The sequence below is a fragment of the Rhodopila sp. genome, from assembly GCF_965277825.1.
Lineage (GTDB): Bacteria > Pseudomonadota > Alphaproteobacteria > Acetobacterales > Acetobacteraceae > Rhodopila.
Window position 1 is genome coordinate 4,404,982 of the sequence record NZ_OZ255846.1, and the last position, 19,740, is coordinate 4,424,721.

Here is a 19,740-nt window from a genome sequence, read left to right on the forward strand (position 1 = left end):
CTCGGGATTATCCCAGATTATGACCGTTGCGGATAGTGCTCGTGCTGCATACGCGGGAGCTTGCTATCACTCGCCGGGCCCGGTCTCGGCGTTTCCCTGTGGTAGCGACGCAGCCTGGCTGACCGGACTGCGCCCCGCCTGATACAGAGTTCATTAGTACGACTTCGGCAAGTCCAGCACCCGTTCCGCCAGATAGCTGAGGATCAGCTCGCGACTGACCGGAGCGAGCCGCGGCAGCATGCTTTCGCGGAACAGCCGTTCAACGTGATATTCCTGCGCATAGCCCATGCCGCCATGGGTCAGCACCGCCTGTTCAGCGGCGTGATAGCCGGCCTCCGCCGCCAGGTATTTCGCGGCGTTGGCCTCGGCGCCGCATTCCCGCCCGGTGTCGTACAGCCAGGCCGCCTTGAAGGTCAGCAGATTGGCGGCTTCCAGTTCCGCCCAGTTCTTCGCCAACGGGTGCTGGATGCCCTGGTTCTGCCCGATCGGGCGGTTGAACACCACGCGTTCGCGGGCGTACCGCGTCGCCTTGGCGAGCGCCGCGCGGCCGATGCCGACGGCCTCGGCGGCGAGCAGCACGCGTTCGGGGTTGAGCCCGTGCAACAGGGCGCGGAACCCCTCGCCTTCCTCACCGATGCGGTCCTCGACCGGGACGCGCATGTCCTCGAAGAACACCATGTTCGAATCGACCGCGTGGCGGCCCATCTTGTGGATCAGCCGCACCTCTGCGTGGGTCTTGTCGAGGTCGGTGTAGAACAGCGTCATGCCGTGCGATTTGCGTTTCACCTTGTCCAGCGGCGTGGTGCGAGCCAGCAGCAGGATCTTGTTGGCGACCTGGGCGGTGGAGGTCCAGATCTTGGTGCCGTTGATGCGGTAGTGATCACCGTGCAGGTCGGCCCGGGTGGTGATCTCGGTGGTGTTGAGCCCGGCGTTCGGTTCGGTCACGCCGAAGCACGACTTGTCCTTGCCCTCGATCAGCGGCGGCAGCATGCGCGCCTTCTGCGCCTCGGTGCCGTACACCACGACAGGGTTGAGGCCGAAGATGTTGATGTGGATGGTGCTCGCCCCGCTCATGGCGGCGCCGGACTCGGCGACCGCTTGCGCCAGGATGGCCGCTTCGGTGATGCCGAGGCCGGCGCCCCCGTAGGCCTCGGGCATGGCGATGCCGAGCCACTGGCCGGCGGCCATGGCGTCGAAGAAGGCATGGGGGAAGGTCGCGCTAGTGTCACGCTCCAGCCAGTAGGTGTCGTCGAAGCGGGCGCACACGCGCAGCACCTGTTCGCGGATTTGCTGTTGCGCTTCGGTGAATGCGAAGTCCATTGCGGCGACCCCTTTCAGGCTGCATCGGCGGATGCGATCATACCGCGCGATGGGATTTTGGCGAAATCGACGCGACGAAAGGAAACTGGGATGGGGCTGTTGGACAAATTGCGTGGCCCCAGCGCCGCTGCGTCATTCGGCTGGCTGGAAACCGACGACCTGTCCGGGTTGCTGGACAGTGCGTCCCCGCCGCTGCTGATCGATGTCCGGGAACCAGCGGAATACACCGGGCCGCTCGGGCATATCGAGACCGCGCGCAACATCCCGCTAGGCGACATCGCGACGCGCGCCGCCGATCTGTTAGCGGAACGACGACCGCTGGTGCTGGTTTGTCATACCGATCGGCGGTCGGCGGCGGCGGCGGAGCAACTAGCGCGGGCGGGAGGCACCGACATCAGGGTGCTGCGCGGCGGCATGGTGGGGTGGCGGTCTCGTCGCGTGGACTGACCGAGTGGCCTATTCGTCGTCCCGCGCCGATCGCCAATGCGCCAGTCGAGCCTGCAACGCCTCGCGTTCGACGGCGGTCAGCTTGTTCCGCGCGTCCCTGGAATAAGCCACCGCCTGCACCTGCCATTCGTTGCCGCTTGCGTGTTCCGCCGCCAGCGTCAGCCAGGTCGCCGCCTCCACCAGATCGTAGCTGCCGTCGAGCCCGATCATGATGGCGTAGCCCAGCATACCGGCCGCCACCGGGTCCCCCGCCTCGGCCGCCTTGCGTTCCCATTGCAGCATCCGCGCGTCGTCGGCCGGCGCGCCGTCGCCGTTGGCATAAGCGATCGCCAACTTGCGTTCAGCCGAGGCGATGCCGCGGTTGGCGGCGACGCCGTAATGCCGCACCGCCTCGGCGCGGTCGCGCGACAGGTCGGCGGAGCCCCGCCAATACAGGTCGCCGATCTTCTCCTCGGCCAGCGGTTCGCCATGATCGGCCGCCAGTCGATACCAGCGCAGCGCCACCAGATCGTTGCGCGGCTGTCCCAATTCGCCACATCGGGCGATATCACCAAGCCGCATCTGCGCGGCCGTCACGTTGCTGTTGCCGGCGAGTTGATACCAGGTCAGCGCCTCATTGGCGTCACGCGCCACGCCGGTTGCCTCCTCATACGACCGGCCAAGCGCGAACCAGGCCGGCGTAAAGCCCAGCGCGGCGGACCGACGATACCAAGCCAGCGCGGTCTGGCTGGATCGTTCTCCAACCCATCCGGTCGCGTAGCCGTCGGCCAGATCGAACGCCGCCGACCCGACGCCGGCGGCGGCGGCTGCCTGATATAGTTTTGTCGCCGTTACATTATCGCGCGCCACGCCATCGCCGCGATGATACATCCGGGCCAGTTCATTTGTAGCAAGACCGCAACCATGATCCGAGGCGTGATGCAACAGTGCGATTGCCCCGGCGGTGTCCCGGGCCACGCCGGTTCCGTGCAGCAGCAGCATCGCGAGATGGAAGCGCGCGAGCGCCAGTTCGCGGCCTCGGTAGGTGGCGGCGTCCTCGGTCAGGAACGCCGCGTCCTTGGCGGCGGCGTCGATCGCGATGCGCAGCCATTTCGCGGCGTCCGCGGGATCGGCGTCGTCGACGCCCACGGCTGCGGCGGCCAGCGCGTGGCCATGTTCGGCGGCATCCAGCAAATAGTCGTGCGCCTGCTCGGGGTCGCGCGCCACCCCCCTGCCCTGGGCGTAGATCTCGGACAGCAGATACATTGATTCCGCATCGCCATGATCAGCCGAACGCTTGAGCCAGGCGGCTTGTTCGAGCGGATCGCGCGGTGTGCCGATGCCGTCGCCGAACGCCAAACCGAGTAGACGTTCCGCTATCGGGTCATTCTGCTGGGCCGCCCAGATATACAGGGTGAACGCGCGCACCGGATCGCGGTCAACGCCAAATCCTCGTTCATACAGCAGGCCGAGCCGGACCTGGGCCAACGCGAAGCCATGATCCGCCGCCCTCCGGTACCAGGCAGCCGCTTGCGCCGGGGCGGGCGCCCCGGTTCGACCGGTTTCGAGATACAGCCCAAGATTGGCCTGTGCCCAAGGGTTGTCCTGCTCAGCCGCGCGGCGCGACCATTCCACCGCCAGCGCCCAGTCCCGCGGCAGTCCGTCGCCGTAGGCATAGATCACGCCGAGCGCTGCCTCGGCCTCGGCGTCGCCCGCGTCGGCGGCCTGGCGAAGCAGCGACGCGGCGCGTTCGGGGTCCTTCTCGATGCCGTTGCCCCGCAGCAGCAACAGTCCGAGTTCCCGCCGCGCCGCGTCCGAACCGAGATCCGCGGCGCGGCCGAACCAACGCGCCGCCTCCGCCGCGTCGGGCGGCGTGTCGATGCCGTCGGCGTACATCCGACCGATCTCGGTCGCCGCCGCGACGTCGCCATCGACCGCCTTGTGCATCAGGTCGTTCCACTGCCGATAGACCACCGCCGGCCTGGGCGACTGCGGCAGCGCCGGGCCGCCGGACGGCGAGGGCGAGGCCAGCCCGGCGGGGACCCAGGCCGTCAAGACGATGGCGACCGAGGCGCAGACGGCGCGATACATGCGTGATGACTCCTCACGATTTCGTGCATATCACCGCATGTAGACACGAAAGTGAAGTTATTTCTGCCGCAAAATCGCCATGATACCGGTAACGTATCGTTACGCCTGGGCGAGCGCCGCCGACCACGGCGACGCCACATCGCTTATACCGGCACGAGTGCCATCCGGTTCGACGACGATGAAGTTCGGGCAGGCGAAGTTGATCGGCATCACGCCATGCTCGACCAATACGGTGGGACCATCGGCGGTCAGCGCGGCGATCACCTCGGGATCCAGCCGCCGGTCGGCGGACACGTGGTCGGGATCGGACACATCGATCCGCGGGTGATGCGCGGCTTGTTGCGGGTCCATGGCAAAATCGGTCAGGAATGCCAGCATCTGGCTGACCGAGGCGAGGATCCGCCGGCCGCCCGATGCGCCCCCCGCCAGGAACGGCCCGGCGTCGTCGCGCAGCAGGATCGGCGACATGTTGGTCAGCGGCCGCTTGCCGCCGGCGATCGAGTTCGGCTGACCGGGGCGCGGATCGAACCACATGACGCCGTTGTTCAGCAGCACGCCCGAGGTCGGCAGCACCACCCGGCTGCCCATCGACGACAGCAGGGTCGTGGTCATCGCCACCATGGTGCCTTCGGCATCGACGACCGACAGATGGGTCGTGCAGGTGTCGGCTGCCAACGGGTCGGCGTCGCCCAACCCTTCGAGACGTTCCTTGTAGGCTTGTTTCATCGCCCGGGCGAAGGCCACATACCAGGCAGCATCCGGTTTGCCGCCGACACGAACTGCCGCCATCTGCCGCAGCACGCTGATCATTGTCGGCGCCGCGGTCAGGCTGCCGGCCTGTTGCAGCGTGTGGCCGCGCCAGGGGAACTGCGTCGCCGGACGCAACACCGCCTGGCACGACCGCAGATCACCGGCGTCGAGCAATCCGCCCATCGCCCTGACGTCGGCGATGATGGCCCCGGCCAGGTCGCCTTCGTATTGATCGCGCAGACCGTAACGGCCAAGATGGGCCAGCGTGTCGGCCAGTGCGCCGAGCCGGAAGAACCCTGGCGAGCCTTGGTATGGCGCCACCGGGGGCAAGCCGTCGGGCAGGTAGATGCGGGCGCTTTCGGCATAGCGGCGCAGCACCGAGGCGGACGCGCCGACCTTCAAGGTGGTGTACCAATCCTGCGGCAGTCCGCGCTGAGCCAGGGCGATGGCCGGGGCGATCACCTCGGCCAGCGGCAGCTTGCCCCAGGTGCTGTGCATCTTCTCGTAGCCGGCGGTCGAGGACGGGATGGCGAAGCTGAGCGGGCCGTGGATGTTGGCGTCATCCTCGACTTCCGGCCAGGCGAACAGGTCGCGCTTGATCCGCCCGGTGAGCCGGAAGGCGCTTGGGTCAAGCCGTCGCGGTGCCACCGGACCGAAATCCACCACCTCCGCCATCGGCTGTCCGGCGCGATGTACCAACGCGAAGCCGATGCCGCCGAGGCCGGAGTTCCACGGTTCCACCGCCGCCAATGCCAAGGCTGTCGCCACCGCGGCATCCACCGCGTTGCCGCCGGCGTCCAGCATCGCCACCCCGGCCTCGGCCGCGCCGCGCACCTGGGAGACGACGATGCCGCGCCGGCCGCGTGCCATCGGCTTCGAAACGACCCAGTTCTGGGTGACGTGGGGTGATGGGGAATAGCTCATGCTTGGGGCTCCGGCCAGCGGGTGAACGCGCGCATCTAGCGCACCCCCCAGGTCGCACCGAGTCAAGCTTTTGCGGCGGCCCCGGCGGGGGTTTGCCAAACCGAGGCCGCCTCGCCTATCCAGGCGCCGGCGCTTTCGCCGCAACCCATCCAACATGCGCATGCCCAGCAGCGCGCGTTGTTACCCGGCACACCGGGTCTGGAAGTCCGCATGCGGCCTGTCGGTTCGACGCATCTGCTGTTGCCTTTCAGCCGCGCGGTCAGCCAGTTCGATGACCCAACGTTTCGCCGCGTGCTGTTGCTCAGCATTGCCTGGTCGGCGGTCTGTTTCGCGCTCTTGCTGGCAGCCTCGATCGGGATCGTGCACCGCATCCTGGAGCTGCACGGCTGGTGGGCCTGGGGCGCCGACCTGCTGGGTTCGATCGCCACCTCGCTTGTGGCGCTGTGGCTGTTCTTGCCGGTCGCGGCGGCGATCGGCACGCTGTATTTCGACCGCATCGCGGCCTCGGTCGAGCATCGGTTCTATCCCTGGCTGCCGCCGCCGAACGGCGCCTCGCTGCTGGCCCAGGCATGGGACGGCATCGCGGTCGCGCTGCGGGTGCTGGGCCTGACCCTGGTTGCGTTGGTGCTGGCGATCGTGCTGCCCGGCATTGGCCTGATCCTGGGCTGGATGGTCACCGCCTACGCACTCGGACGCGGGCTGTTCGTCGCGGTGGCGATGCGACGGATGCCAAGGGAAGCGGCCGAGTCGTTGTACCAGCAGAATCGCGGCGTGGTGCTGTGCCAGGGCGCGATCCTGGCGCTGGCGGCCTATGTTCCGCTGGTCAATCTGTTGATCCCGATCCTCGGCGTGGCGGCCATGGTGCATGTTCTGGACATCGTGCTGACCGAGGCGGCGGCCAGACGATAGTGATTCGCTACCGGTTTTATCGGACAACCCCTCAACAGATTGTTGTTTGCGCCGCACGCTCCATGCTAGGCGAGGGTTGCGTCTTTCAGTTTGGTAAGGTGCCGTGTTCAAACGTCGCAAACCCGACGAGCCTGCTTCGGCAAGGATCGATGACCCGTTTCCGGCGCGGCTGCCGATCGTGCCGCCGGGCCCGAGTGCCACAGATGCCATGCCGATGACCGCGCCGCGACCGCCGCTCGATAGTGGTCTTGGTGTTCCTCCTTTCCGCCCCGCTCCGCCCGAGGATGCGCAAATCATGTCCCGACCGCCGTTTACGCCCACCCCCGCCACACCCGCAGCGCCCGCCGCCGTGGCGCGACCGGCCGCGACGACCGGGCGCCCCGGCGTGCGCGATCCGGCCGAACGCCGAACCCTGGTGGTCGGGCGCGGCATCAGCGTGCAGGGCGTGGTGCAGGATGCCGAACGCCTAGTCGTGGAAGGCACCGTCGAAGCGACGATGATCCATGCCACCGAACTGGCGATCGCGCCGGGTGGCATGTTCAAGGGCGAGGTCGAGGTCGAGGATGCCGAGATCGCCGGCACCATCGACGGCACGCTGACCGCGCGCGGCAGCCTGGTGGTGCGCAGCAGCGGCAAGGCGCTGGGCACCGCGCGCTGCCGGCGTCTGCAGGTCGAGGATGGCGGCCAGATCACCGGGCGGGTCGAAATGATCACCGACCAGCCGAAGGCCGACCAGGGCAGGACCGATCCGGCGCGAACCGACGGAGCCAGAACCGACGCGGCGCAGCGGCCGAGCTTCGAACCGGCGGTTTCCGAGTCTGTTCGTAACGGTTGAAACCGTCAGCCGGCGTATCAGGCTGTGACCGCCTGATACGCCGCCAGGCAAGCCAGATCGACGATCTGGCTGGATGATGCATCCATCGGCACGATCTGCACCGGCTTTTCCATGCCCAGCAGCAGCGGGCCGATTGTCGATCCTGTTCCGATATGATTGGTCAGCCGCGCGGCGATGTGGGCAGAGTGCAGCCCGGGCATGACCAGCACATTCGCATCCCCGGTCAACCTGCAGAACGGGTAAAGCGCTCGGATCGCCGGCTCCAGCGCGACGTCCGGACTCATTTCTCCATCGTATTCGAAATCCACGCCGCGGCTGTCCAGTATTGTGACCGCTTCGCGCATCGGCACCGCCCGATCGTGCGCCGGATCGCCGAACGTGGAGTGCGACAGCAGCGCCACCCGCGGCTCGTGCCCCAGATGGCGCGCCGCAGCCGCGGCGCCGACCACGATGTTGGCCATCTGCTGGCCGTCGGGGCGGAAGTTGACCAGGGTATCGGCCAGGAAGATGGTTTTCCCGCGCATCCCCACCAGCAAGGTCAGACCGAACGGAATGGCGCCCTTGGCCGGCCCGATCGCGTGGCGGATATCGTGCAGGCAGACCGAGGCGGAGCGGGTCAGGCCGGTGACCATGGCGTCGGCGTCTCCGGTCGCCACCATGCAGGCGGCGAACACGTTGCGATCCTGGTTGACCATGCGCTGGATGTCGCGCTGCAGATAGCCCTGCCGCTGCAGCCGGCGATACAGGAAATCGACGTATTTGCCGTTGGCGCCGGACAGCCGCGCGTTGTGGATTTCGATGCCCTCGATTTCGCCAAGCCCCAGGCCGGCCAGCGTGGCCTTGACCCGATCCTCACGCCCGATCAGCACCGGCTGGCCGTAGCCGGCGTTGCGGAACGCCACCGCTGCGCGCACCACCTTCTGCTCCTCGCCCTCGGCGAACACCACGCGGCGCGGGTTCTCGCGCACCATCTCCATCGTCGCGTCCAGCGCATCGGCGGTCGGGTCTAACCGCCCTGACAGGGTGCGCGCGTAGCGCCGCAGGTCTTCCATCGGCTTGCGCGCCACTCCGGACTCGATCGCCGCCTTGGCCACTGCCGGGGGCACCCGCGCGATCAGCCGCGGATCGAACGCGTTGGGGATGATATACTCCGGCCCGAACCCCAGCCGGCGCCCGACCGAGGCGGAGTGTACCTCGTCGGGCACATCCTCGCGCGCCAGCTTGGCAAGCGCCTCGGCGGCGGCGATCTTCATCGCGTCGTTGATCGTGCTGGCACGGACGTCGAGCGCACCGCGGAAGATATAGGGAAAGCCCAGTACGTTGTTGACCTGGTTGGGGTAGTCGCTGCGTCCGGTGGCGATGATCGCGTGCGGGCTGGCCGCTCGGGCTTCCTCCGGGGTGATCTCGGGGTCCGGATTGGCCATCGCGAAGATGATCGGCTTGTCGGCCATCGAGGCGACCATCGGCTGGGTCAGCGCGCCCTTCACCGACAGGCCGAAGAACACGTCGGTGCCTTCCATCGCCTGCGCCAACGTGCGCGCGTTGGTCGCGCTGGCATGCGCCGATTTCCACTGGTTCATGCCCTCGGTGCGGCCGCGATAGACCACGCCCTTGGTGTCGCACAGGATGACGTGATCGGGCCGCATGCCCATCGCCTTCAGCAACTCGACGCAGGCGATCGCGGCGGCGCCGGCGCCGTTGACCACCAGCCTTGTCTCCCGCAGCGAGCGGTCGGTCAGGTGGCAGGCATTGATCAGCCCGGCCACGGCGACGATCGCGGTGCCGTGCTGGTCGTCGTGGAACACCGGGATGTCCATCAGTTCGCGCAGCCGCTGCTCGATCACGAAGCATTCCGGCGCCTTGATATCTTCCAGGTTGATGCCGCCGAAGCCGGGGCCCAGGAAGCGCACCGCGTTGACGAATTCGTCGACGTCCTCGGTGCCGACTTCGAGATCGATACCATCGACGTCGGCGAAGCGCTTGAACAGCGCGACCTTGCCCTCCATCACCGGCTTCGACGCCACCGCCCCCAGATTGCCCAGACCCAGCACGGCGGTGCCGTTGGAGATCACCGCGACCATGTTGCCCTTGGTAGTGTATTCATAGGCCAGCGACGGGTCGCGCGCGATGTGCAGGCACGGCTCCGCGACACCCGGCGAGTAGGCCAAGGACAGATCGCGGGCGGTGGCGATCGGCTTGCTGATGCGGGTTTCCAGCTTGCCGGGCCGGCCGCTGGCATGCATGCGCAGCGCCTCCTCGGCCGAAATGCGCGCCGTCCTGGTGTCGATCGTTCCGTCGGCCATCGCCCGACTCCCCCCTATTTCCGCGCTGGTGACGCGCAGCTTCGGAACGATCATGGGCCTGTCGGGCGTGCAATGAAAGAGGCCGGATCGCGACAGAACGGCGAGCAGGCCATGGCGGTAGGGCATGCTTCCGTGGCACAACAGGCGTCATGAGCGAGCGATTCGATGTCATCGTGGTGGGCGGCGGCCACGCCGGCTGTGAGGCGGCGGCGGCGGCGGCCCGGGTCGGCGCGCGCACGCTGCTGCTGACCCATGCGCTGCACACCATCGGCGAGATGTCGTGCAATCCCTCGATCGGCGGCATCGGCAAGGGCCACCTGGTGCGCGAGATCGATGCGCTGGACGGACTGATGGGCCGCGCCGCGGACGCCGCCGGCATCCATTTCAAACTGCTGAACCGCAGCAAGGGACCAGCCGTGCGCGGCCCCCGGGCGCAGACCGATCGCGCCTTGTACCGCCGGGCCGTGCGCCGGTTGCTGGCCGAGACCCCGAACCTGACGTTGCGCGCCGGCGCCGCGCGCGACCTGGAGATCGGCCGCGACGGGCGGGTCGCGGCGGTGATCGCCGAGGCCGGCCAGCGCATCGCCTGTGCCAGCGTGGTGCTGACCACCGGCACCTTCCTGCGCGGCGTCATCCATATCGGCGCCAGCCAGACCGCGGCCGGGCGCATGGGCGAGCCGCCCTCGGACGGGCTGGCGAGGACCCTTTCGCGCCTCGGCCTGCCGCTGGGCCGGCTGAAGACCGGAACCCCGCCGCGGCTGGACCGGCGGAGCATCGACTGGGACAGCCTGGCGGCGGATCCCGGCGACCACCAGCCGCAGCCGTTCAGCACGATGACCGCGCATCTGCTGAACCGCCAGATCGAATGCCGGGTGACCCACACCACGCCGGAAACCCACCAGGTGATCCGCGCCAACCTGCACCGTTCGGCCGTCTACTCCGGCCAGCTCGCCGGGCGCGGGCCGCGTTACTGCCCCTCGATCGAGGACAAGGTCGTTCGCTTCGCCGACAAGGACCGGCACAACATCTTCCTGGAGCCCGAGGGCCTGGACGACCCAACGGTATATCCTAACGGAATCTCCACCAGCCTGCCGCAAGAGGTGCAGGCGGCGATCCTTTGCACCATCCCGGGTCTGCGCCACGCCCGGATGCTGCGCCCCGGCTATGCCGTGGAATACGATTACGTCGATCCCCGTGCGCTGACCCGGGAGCTGGAACTGCGCTCGCTGCCGGGGCTGTTCCTGGCCGGTCAGATCAACGGCACCACCGGCTACGAGGAAGCCGCCGCGCAGGGCCTGCTGGCCGGGGTCAACGCGGCTCGCGGCGCCGACCGTCAGGCCTCGGTCTGGGTCGATCGCACCGAGGGCTATCTCGGCGTCATGGTGGACGACCTGACCACCCAAGGGGTCGCCGAACCGTACAGGATGTTCACCTCGCGCGCCGAGTTCAGGCTCAGTCTACGGGCCGACAACGCTGATCTGCGGCTGACCGCCAAGGGCATTGCCTGGGGTTGCGTCGGCAGCGCGCGCGGCCGCGCCTTCAGCGCCCACCAGGCCGCTCTGCGCGAGGCAATGCAGCGCGCCGGCGGGGAGACCCTGGCGGCGGCCGCGTTACACCGGGTCGGTCTGGCCGCGTCCCTGGATGGGCGCAGCCGCACTGTGCTCGCCCTGGCCGGCAACGACGAGGTCGCCTGGCCGCTGCTGTGCGCGGCGTTTCCCTGGCTTGCCACGCTCCCGGCGCGGGCCGCCGAACAACTCCGCACCGATGCCCGCTACGCCGGCTATCTGCATCGCCAGCAGGCCGAGCTGCGGCTGGCTCGGCGGGAGGAGGGCGTCGCCCTGGCGGGGATCCTGTTCGAGGATATCGGCGGTCTGTCCGCGGAGATCCGCGAGAAGCTGAATCAGGCCAAGCCGGACTCGCTGGGCGCGGCGGCCCGCATCCAGGGCATGACCCCGGCCGCACTGGCGTCGATCGCCAGCTTCGCACGCAAGCACGCGGCCGCCCCGGCATCTGTATGACGGGCAAGATTATGATAGGCATGATCGTGGCGGCCAGGTTCGATGCGGTCGAAGCACGCAGCCCGGATCGGCCCATCGCCGCGGGCGGCGCGGATCGGCGATCTTCCGCGGGCGGCGCGTTCAGCGCGCGTGGACCATGCGACAGCACAAACCGCTAGAGCATAACCGGGGCGCCCAGGACCCCGCCCAGCAAGGTGCTCAGACCGGCGTCCTTGCCGGCTCGGGCGGGAGCGCGGCCCGGCCCAACGATGCTCCGGGCAAAGTGCCCTCGGGCACCGGGGCGACGCCGGCGATGGCGCAGTGGTTCGCCTCCAAGGCTGATCATCCGGACGCCTTGCTGTTCTTCCGCATGGGCGACTTCTACGAACTGTTCTTCGCCGACGCCGAGGCCGCCGCCGCCGCGCTGGATATCGCGCTGTCGCATCGCGGTGAACACGCCGGCTCGCCGATCCCGATGTGCGGCGTGCCGCACCATGCCTCCGAGGTCTATCTCGCACGCCTGATCCGGCGCGGCTTCCGCGTCGCCATCGTCGAGCAGACCGAGGACCCCAAGGCCCGCGATCCCAAGACCCGCGGCGGCAAGCTGCCGATCCGGCGCGAGGTGGTGCGTATCATCACCCCGGGCACCATCACCGAGGACTCGCTGCTGGAGGCGGGGCGGCCCAACCTGCTGCTGGCGCTGGCATTCGACAGTGCAGGGCTAGGCGCCGCCTGGGCCGATGTCTCGACCGGACTGTTTGAAACCACCGCACTGGCGGCAACGGAACTTCCGGCGTTGCTGGGCCGGCTGGAACCCGCGGAGCTGCTTGCCCCCGACACGCTCGATCTCGGCGAGCGCTCGGCGCTGCGCTCCCCGGCGCCGCTGGCGTCGCCGCCACTGGTCGCCCGCCGCCGGCTGGCCGAGACGTTCGGCACCGCCAGCCTGGATGCCTATGGCAGCTTCACGGACGCCGAAGCGGTCGCCGCGGCGCTGGCGGTGGACTACATCCGCACCACCCAATCCGGCGCCCTGCCCCGGCTTAGCCGCCCCGAACCGCAGGGCCAGGCCGGTGTGCTGCTGATGGATGCCGCCACCCGCGCCAGTCTTGAAATCCTGCGCTCCAGGGACGGGGGCACCGAGCACACGCTGCTGGCTTCGGTGCGGCACAGCGTGACGGCGGCCGGCGCGCGCTTGCTCGCGGCGTGGCTTTCGGCGCCGTCGACCGATGCCGCGACCATCGCCCAGCGCCAGGACGCCTGGTGCTGGTGCGTGGCCGACGTAGATGCGACCGAGCGGTTGCGGGCGATCTTGCGCGGCGCCCCGGACATGGCGCGCGCGCTGGGCCGCTTGTCGCTGGGTCGCGGCACGCCGCGCGATTTGGCGGCCATACGCGACGGGCTGAACGCGGCCTCCGCGATCGCCGGGGTCCTTGTCCCGCCGCTGCCGCAGGCGCTGGCCGATGTGAAATCCGCGCTTCCCACCGGTTCGTCGCTGGCCGAAGATCTGGCGCGCGCCTTGGCCGACCCGGTGCCGACGCGGCTGGATGATGGCGCCGCGATCCGCCCCGGGTTCGACGCCGAACTGGATGCACATCGCACGCTGCGCGACGAAAGCCGCCGGGTGATCGCCGGGCTGCAGCTCGATTTCGCCCAGCGCTTCGGCGTCGCAAGCCTCAAGATCAGGCATCACGCGCAACTCGGCTATATCATCGAGGCACCTGCGGTCGCGGTGGAGAGCCTGCGCGGTTTTGCCGAACTGACGTTGCGCCAGGGGATGGCGAACGGCGCGCGGTTCACCACCCCGGCCCTATCCGAACTGGATCAGCGTATCCGCGAGGCGGCCGAACGCGCGGCGGGTCGGGAACGTCTGGTGTTCGGCCACCTGGTCGCCGCGGCGCTGGGCCATGCCGAACGGATCGCCGCCTGTGCCGCCGCGCTCGCCCGACTGGACGCGGCGCAATCCGCCGCCAGGCTGGCCCAAGGCGGCACCTGGGTGCGGCCCGAACTGACCGACGCGGAAGACTTCCGCATCGAGGCCGGGCGGCATCCGGTGGTCGAAACCGCCCTGGCCGGCCAGGCCGGCTTCGTGCCGAACCGCTGCGACCTGTCCCCCGAACAGCGGGTGATGCTGCTGACCGGGCCGAACATGGCCGGCAAATCCACCTTCCTGCGACAGAATGCGCTGTTCGTGATCCTGGCCCAGGCCGGCCTGCCGCTGCCCGCCGAGAGCGCCGTTCTGGGCATCGTGGACCGGCTGTTCAGCCGGGTCGGCGCCGCCGACGATCTGGCCCGCGGCAGGTCCACCTTCATGGTGGAAATGACCGAGACCGCCGCGATCCTGCACCAGGCCGGCCCGAAATCGCTGGTCGTGGTGGACGAGATCGGCCGCGGCACCGCAACCCTGGACGGCCTGGCGATCGCCTGGGCGGTGCTCGAGAGCCTGCACTCGGCGATCCGCTGCCGCACCATTTTCGCCACCCACTTCCATGAACTGGCGGAACTGGCCGACCGGCTGCCTCGGCTGCGGCCGCACACCATGCGCGTCAAGGAATGGAAGCGCAGCGTGGTGTTCCTGCACGAAGTGGCGGAAGGCGCGGCCGGTCGGTCCTGGGGGGTGCATGTCGCCGAACTCGCCGGCGTGCCGAACCCGGTGGTGCGGCGGGCCGCGGCGCTGATGGCGGCACTCGAACGGAACGGCGGCCCGCTGGGCAAAACCGCCTCGCTGCAGGCGCTGCCGCTGTTCGCCGCGACAGCGGATCAGCCGGACCCGGTGGCGGCGGTGAACCAGCCCGACCCGCTGTATGACGCGCTTGCAGCACTGAAACCGGACGATATGTCACCAAAACAAGCACTCGAGGCGCTATATCGGCTTAAACTGCTGTTGCCGGGTTGCGCAGAAGGACCCAGATAGTACGATCGCTACGATGTTAACCCCGATCCCCTTGCCGCGCGCTCCGGAGGCCGCGGCGTCACTGCTATCGGACGCCCTGGCCGGCATCGCCGACGACACCGGCGCGGTGTCGCGCGATGCAGCCGTCGGTGCGTTCCGGCGCCATCTGGCGCGTATTCAATCGTATGTGCAGCACGCCTTCGAACACGAGCAGATCACCGGCCTGCAAGCTGCCAGGCTGCTGGGCGCACTGATCGACGGCGTGGTCGCGGCGCTGTTCGAGCACACCACGGCCAAGGCCGACTTGGACGGGTTCGAGGATCTCAGCATCGCCGCGACCGGTGGTTACGGGCGTGGTGTGCTGGCGCCGTTCAGCGATATCGACCTGCTGTTTCTGACCGCCGAGGACCCGACGCCGAAGACACTGCGGGTCGTCGAGTATATGTTGTATTTCCTTTGGGATCTCGGCCTGAAAGTCGGTCATGCAACGCGCTCGATCGGCGATTGCCTGACCGAGGGCGGCAAGGACACGACGATCTGCACCGCGCTGCTGGATGCCCGCTACCTGACCGGTGACAAGGCGTTGTTCGGTGACTTTCACCGGCGTTTCCGCGCCGCCTGCAAGCAAACCGGGGCGGCCGAATACATCGCCGCCAAGCAGGCCGAACGGGCGGTGCGGCACCGCCGCTACGGCGACAGCCCGTTCGTGGTCGAACCCAACGTGAAGGAAGGCCGCGGCGGTCTGCGCGATCTGCAGACCCTGTATTGGATCGCGCGCTACATGTTCGACACCCAGACCATGGGCGAACTGGCCGATCTGGGCGGCATCCTGACGCAACAGGAGGCGCGCCACGGCAGGCGCGCCTGGGAGTTCCTGTGGACCGTGCGGTTCCATCTGCACTACGTCGCCGGCCGCGCCGAGGAGCGCCTGACCTTCGACCTGCAGCCGGTGATCGGCGCGCGGCTGGGCTACACCCGGCACGGCCGCCAGGACGGGGTGGAGCGTTTCATGCGCCACTACTTCCTGACCGCGCGCGAGATCGCCCGGCTGACCCGCATCCTGGAGCCGGCCATCCTGCGTTCGGCTCTCGGCCCGCCGGCGCTGGAGGCGGAGACCGACGACGCCCTGCTGGCGGCCGGATTCGTGCTGGCGGAAGGTCAGTTGTTGCCGATCGCCGGACGCGACTTCGACGCCGAACCGATCCAGATGCTGCGCATCCTGCAGATCGCCCGCGATCGCGGGCTGGAACTGCATCCGCTGGCATTGCGGTCGTTCATCCAGAACGAGCGCCGAGCTGTCTCGCTGCGCGGCAACCGAAAGGCGGCGGCGATCTTCATGGACCTGCTGTGCGGCAAGGAGCCCGATCGCCACCGGCCGGGCGGCCACGATCCGGACGGCGCGCACTGGCTTGGCATCCTGAACGAGACCGGGTTTTTCGGCCGCTATCTGCCCGACTGGGCGCGCATCGTCGGCCAGATGCAGTTCGACACCTACCATATTTTCACCGTCGATGAGCACACCATCGAGGCGGTGCGCATCCTCAACACGCTGGAGCGGGGCGAGTTGGCCCACGTCGCCCCGATCGCCTCGGAACTGGTGGAGAACGTTCAGTCGCGGCGTTCGCTCTACTTGGCGATGCTGCTGCACGACATCGCCAAGGGACGCGGCGGCGACCACTCGGCGCTCGGGGCGGAAGTCGCGCTGCAAGTCGGGCCGGCGCTCGGGCTGACCGACGAGGAGACCGAGACCGTCTCCTGGCTGGTGCTGCACCACCTGCTCATGAGCGCCACCGCGTTCAAGCGCGACATCGACGATCCGAAGACCATCCTGGATCTGGCCGACACCATCCAGTCCCCCGAACGGCTGCGGCTGCTGCTGATCGTGACCGTGGCCGACATGCGGGCGGTGTCGAGCAAGGTGTGGAACGGCTGGAAGGCGACGCTGCTGCGCGAGCTCTACGGCCGGGTGGCGGAAGTGCTGGCCGGCGGCCTTGCCACCACCGAACGCGACGTGCGGGTGTCGCGCGCCAAGCAGGCGGCGGGTGCGTTGCTGGACGGCTGGAGTGAACAGGAAATCGAGCACTTTGCCGCGCTCGGTTACGCCGGATACTGGCTGTCGTTCGATCCGGAAACCCATGCCCGCCATGCCCGCCTGATGCGTGACGCCGAGCACCGCAAGGCGCCGCTGACGGTCGATACCCAATTGCTGCCGGCACGCGCGGTCACCGAGGTGACGGTGTACTGCGCCGACTACGCCGGGCTGTTCAGCAAGATCTCCGGCGCGCTGGCGGTCGCCGGCGCTTCGATCGTGGACGCGCGCATCCACACCATGACCAACGGCATGGCGCTCGATACCTTCTGGATCCAGGACACCGCCGGAGGCACCTTCGATGCGCCGCATCGGTTGGCTCGGCTTTCGGTGCTGATCGAGCAGGCGCTGTCGGGCCGGCTGCGACTGGCGACCGAGATCCGCCGCGTGTCCAAGATCGTGCTGGGCCGGCGCATGCAGGCGATCCATGTGCCGCCGCGCGTGGTGGTCGATAACCGGGCGTCGAATACCCACACGGTGCTGGAGGTGAACGGGCGCGATCGGCCGGGGCTGCTGCACGACGTCACCGCCGCGATCAGCGACCAGGGGCTGCAGATCGCATCGGCGCATGTGACCACCTACGGCGTGCGCGCGGTGGATGTGTTTTACGTCAAGGACGTGTTCGGGCTGAAGATCGAGAACGAGAGGAAGTTGAAGCAGTTGCGCAAGGCCTTGCTGCAGGCATTGGAGAATCCCGACGATGTCGCGCCACCGGTTGCCGTTACGCCGGTGCGGAAGCTGAAGCGGGCGGCTGGTTAGGCAATCACTCCGATAACCCATCACATCGCGGTTGCGATGATGATCCGTCTGTCGCTTGCTTGTGGATTGGCGCCTACTTTGTGGCTTGGCGCCAACGACTCGAAGTTGTTGCCGGGTTGGCGGAATCCGCTCGGTAGCGGCTTGCAACAGGCGCAGCTTGGCACGAGCCTGAGACCGGTCTGCAATAGACACCCAGCCCGTGATATCAACATCGTGAGGTCTGAAGGATAGCGTCCCGCTTCCTGCAAGCGATTGACACTAGGGCGCTATATCGAGCAGGGTGGCTATGCGCAACCGGAAGTGATCGATACGAGGCGCGTTTGGGCACCACGTCGATCGTTGTCGCGGGGTACGTCTTCAACCTCCCGAATGCCAATAAGGAGATCATGATGCTTAAAACCCGTTTGCTACAGGCGGCGTGCACCGTTGCCATGCTGGCGGCCGTGCCGGCGCTGGCGCAGACCAGTGCGCCTGCTTCCAACGCCCCGGCCGATAGCACCGCGGCACCCAGCACCGAGGCGCCGGCCAGCCCGGGCCGTGCCATGGGCGGTCATCCGATGCATCACTCGGCGATGGGTCACTCGCACGCCATGATGCACGGCCGCTCCGACACGTCGCAAAACGCCGATGTCGACCGGTTGAACGAACAAAGCTATCAGGCGGCGCAACAGGGGCAGACCTATGGCGGCGTCGGCGGTTCCGGCGCGATGATGGCACCGTCGAGCGGTGCAATGACCCCTAGCGGGTCGGGCACCATGCCAAACAGCACGATGCCGAACAGCACCATGCCAAACAGCACGATGCCCGCCGGCAGTGCCCCCGGCACCAAGCCGTAACGCCGACCTGATGCGGCGTCGCGTCATGCGGCGCCGCATCCCGCGGCCGTCCGCCGCCAAGACGAGACACGACTCCGTCCAACGCGACGGATGGCATGGATGACATGACACCGTCCAATGCGACGGATGGCGATCGGTCGGTCGGACGATCGTGCTTCCCGCCATGCATCAGGGCGAGCGCACCGTCCAGGCTCAACGACCGGCGTCGTCGCCAACCAGAAACCGGAGGAAATATCCAATGAAAGCGGCGGTCTTTCACGCGGCACACCAGCCTCTGACAATCGAGGACGTGGAAATCGAGAAGCCGAAGCGGCGCGAGATCCTGCTGCGCACCGCCTATGCCGGCCTGTGCCATTCCGACCTGCACTTCATGGAGGGCCTCTACCCGTTCCCGGCGCCGGCAGTGTTAGGTCATGAAGGCGCCGCCGTGGTCGAGGCGGTGGGTGAGGACGTCACCTACGTCAAGCCCGGCGACCACGTCATCACCTGCCTGTCGGTGTTCTGCGGCGAGTGCGAGCAATGCATGACCGGGCACACCAACCTGTGCGACAACCCCGAGGTCAAGCTGCTGCCCGGCGTCGCGCGCCGGCTGAAATGGAAGGGCGCGGTGCTGAACCAGGCCTTCCAGTTGTCGGTGTTCGCCGAACAGATGCTGGTGCACGAACATGCGGTGGTGAAGATCAACAAGGAGATCCCGCTGGATCGCGCCGCCCTGGTCGGCTGCGGCGTGATGACCGGCGTCGGCGCGGTGTTTCACGCCGCCAAGGTCGAGCCCGGCAGCACGGTCGCGGTGATCGGCTGCGGCGGCATCGGACTGTCGGCGGTGAACGGCGCCGCACTGGCCGGCGCCTCGCGGATCATTGCAATCGATACCAATGCATCGAAGCTCGAGAAAGCGCGGGAGATGGGGGCTACCGACACGATCAACGCGTCGAACGTCGATGTGGTCGCCGCGGTCAAGGACATGACCGAGGGCAAAGGTGTGCCGTATTCGTTCGAGGCGATCGGATTGAAGGCCACGGCGGAGCAATCGTTCTCGATGTTGCGGCCGGGTGGGGTGGCGACCATCATCGGCATGGTCCCGCTGGGCACCAAGATCGAACTGCATGGCGCCGACTTCCTGCGCGACCGCAAGATCCAGGGCACCAGCATGGGCGGCAACCGGTTCCGCGTCGATATGCCGCGGCTGCTGGAGCTCTGGCGCCAGGGGCGTTTGAAGCTGGACACGCTGATCTCGGGCCATGTCAAGCTGGACCAGATCAACGAGGGTTTCGCCATGCTGAAGTCCGGCGCCCCGGTGCGCAATCTGATCGACTTCGGCGTGGTCTGACCGACCCGCCCGGACGATGTGCTTCGGCCTGGGCCCCTTACTCGCCTGACGCCTGCGCCGAGTCGCTGACCCAGTCGCCACGTCGCCGCCGCGGTTGACGCTCGGGCGCAAGTAGCTCGGGTGTCAGCGCGTCGGGCGCCCATGCCCGGGGCGCGGACCGTTCCGAGGGTCTCCATCTCGGCCTTATCACGACGGACGAGAAAAGCCGCACGAACGTAAATGCTGAGCGGGCATAAACGCGGCGGATGGAAACACACTGTGGCGGATCGACAGCCGACGTC

12 protein-coding genes are annotated in these 19,740 nt (G+C 68.0%); 8 read left to right on the forward strand and 4 right to left on the reverse strand.

The window, feature by feature from the left end; translation table 11 throughout:
• Positions 1–153: 153 nt before the first annotated feature.
• Positions 154–1,320: an acyl-CoA dehydrogenase family protein gene (locus ACQY4T_RS21320; protein ID WP_428534780.1), complete on the reverse strand. Its 1,167-nt coding sequence runs from the start codon at positions 1,318–1,320 to the stop codon at positions 154–156.
• 90 nt (positions 1,321–1,410) lie between these two features.
• Here ACQY4T_RS21320 and ACQY4T_RS21325 point away from each other — a divergent pair, with 90 nt between their 5' ends.
• Complete coding sequence (locus ACQY4T_RS21325) at positions 1,411–1,767, forward strand: rhodanese-like domain-containing protein (protein ID WP_428534782.1); 357 nt, start codon at positions 1,411–1,413, stop codon at positions 1,765–1,767.
• A gap of 9 nt (positions 1,768–1,776) precedes the next feature.
• Here the strand turns inward: ACQY4T_RS21325 and ACQY4T_RS21330 are convergent, their stop codons facing one another.
• Both ACQY4T_RS21330 and ACQY4T_RS21335 read right to left on the reverse strand, forming a co-directional pair.
• Positions 1,777–3,837, reverse strand: a complete 2,061-nt coding sequence (locus ACQY4T_RS21330) for a tetratricopeptide repeat protein (RefSeq protein ID WP_428534784.1) — start codon at positions 3,835–3,837, stop codon at positions 1,777–1,779.
• A 99-nt stretch (positions 3,838–3,936) separates the two neighbouring features.
• Positions 3,937–5,511 (reverse strand): gamma-glutamyltransferase, encoded by a 1,575-nt coding sequence (locus tag ACQY4T_RS21335; RefSeq protein WP_428534786.1) that lies wholly within the window; start codon positions 5,509–5,511, stop codon positions 3,937–3,939.
• A 210-nt stretch (positions 5,512–5,721) separates the two neighbouring features.
• Between ACQY4T_RS21335 and ACQY4T_RS21340 the strand changes: the two genes are divergently transcribed.
• Both ACQY4T_RS21340 and ACQY4T_RS21345 read left to right on the forward strand, forming a co-directional pair.
• Positions 5,722–6,420 (forward strand): EI24 domain-containing protein, encoded by a 699-nt coding sequence (locus ACQY4T_RS21340; RefSeq protein WP_428534788.1) that lies wholly within the window; start codon positions 5,722–5,724, stop codon positions 6,418–6,420.
• A gap of 295 nt (positions 6,421–6,715) precedes the next feature.
• Positions 6,716–7,255, forward strand: a complete 540-nt coding sequence (locus tag ACQY4T_RS21345; RefSeq protein ID WP_428534790.1) for a bactofilin family protein — start codon at positions 6,716–6,718, stop codon at positions 7,253–7,255.
• A gap of 17 nt (positions 7,256–7,272) precedes the next feature.
• Here the strand turns inward: ACQY4T_RS21345 and ACQY4T_RS21350 are convergent, their stop codons facing one another.
• Positions 7,273–9,558 carry an NADP-dependent malic enzyme gene (locus ACQY4T_RS21350; protein WP_428534792.1) on the reverse strand — a complete coding sequence of 762 codons (2,286 nt, stop codon included), beginning with the start codon at positions 9,556–9,558 and terminating at the stop codon, positions 7,273–7,275.
• Between the two features lie 149 nt (positions 9,559–9,707).
• Between ACQY4T_RS21350 and mnmG the strand changes: the two genes are divergently transcribed.
• From mnmG to ACQY4T_RS21375, 5 genes are all read left to right on the forward strand, one after another.
• The gene (mnmG, locus tag ACQY4T_RS21355; protein WP_428534794.1) at positions 9,708–11,576 is read left to right on the forward strand and encodes a tRNA uridine-5-carboxymethylaminomethyl(34) synthesis enzyme MnmG; all 1,869 of its coding nucleotides are present in this window, start codon (positions 9,708–9,710) and stop codon (positions 11,574–11,576) included.
• 292 nt (positions 11,577–11,868) lie between these two features.
• Positions 11,869–14,466, forward strand: coding sequence for a DNA mismatch repair protein MutS (gene mutS / locus ACQY4T_RS21360; RefSeq protein ID WP_428543028.1), 2,598 nt, complete (start codon positions 11,869–11,871; stop codon positions 14,464–14,466).
• 13 nt (positions 14,467–14,479) lie between these two features.
• Entirely contained in the window at positions 14,480–17,293 is a 2,814-nt protein-coding gene (locus ACQY4T_RS21365; RefSeq protein ID WP_428534796.1) for a [protein-PII] uridylyltransferase, read from the forward strand.
• A gap of 389 nt (positions 17,294–17,682) precedes the next feature.
• Positions 17,683–18,129, forward strand: a complete 447-nt coding sequence (locus ACQY4T_RS21370; RefSeq protein WP_428534798.1) for a hypothetical protein — start codon at positions 17,683–17,685, stop codon at positions 18,127–18,129.
• Between the two features lie 238 nt (positions 18,130–18,367).
• Positions 18,368–19,459: a Zn-dependent alcohol dehydrogenase gene (locus tag ACQY4T_RS21375; RefSeq protein WP_428534800.1), complete on the forward strand. Its 1,092-nt coding sequence runs from the start codon at positions 18,368–18,370 to the stop codon at positions 19,457–19,459.
• Positions 19,460–19,740 lie beyond the last annotated feature (281 nt).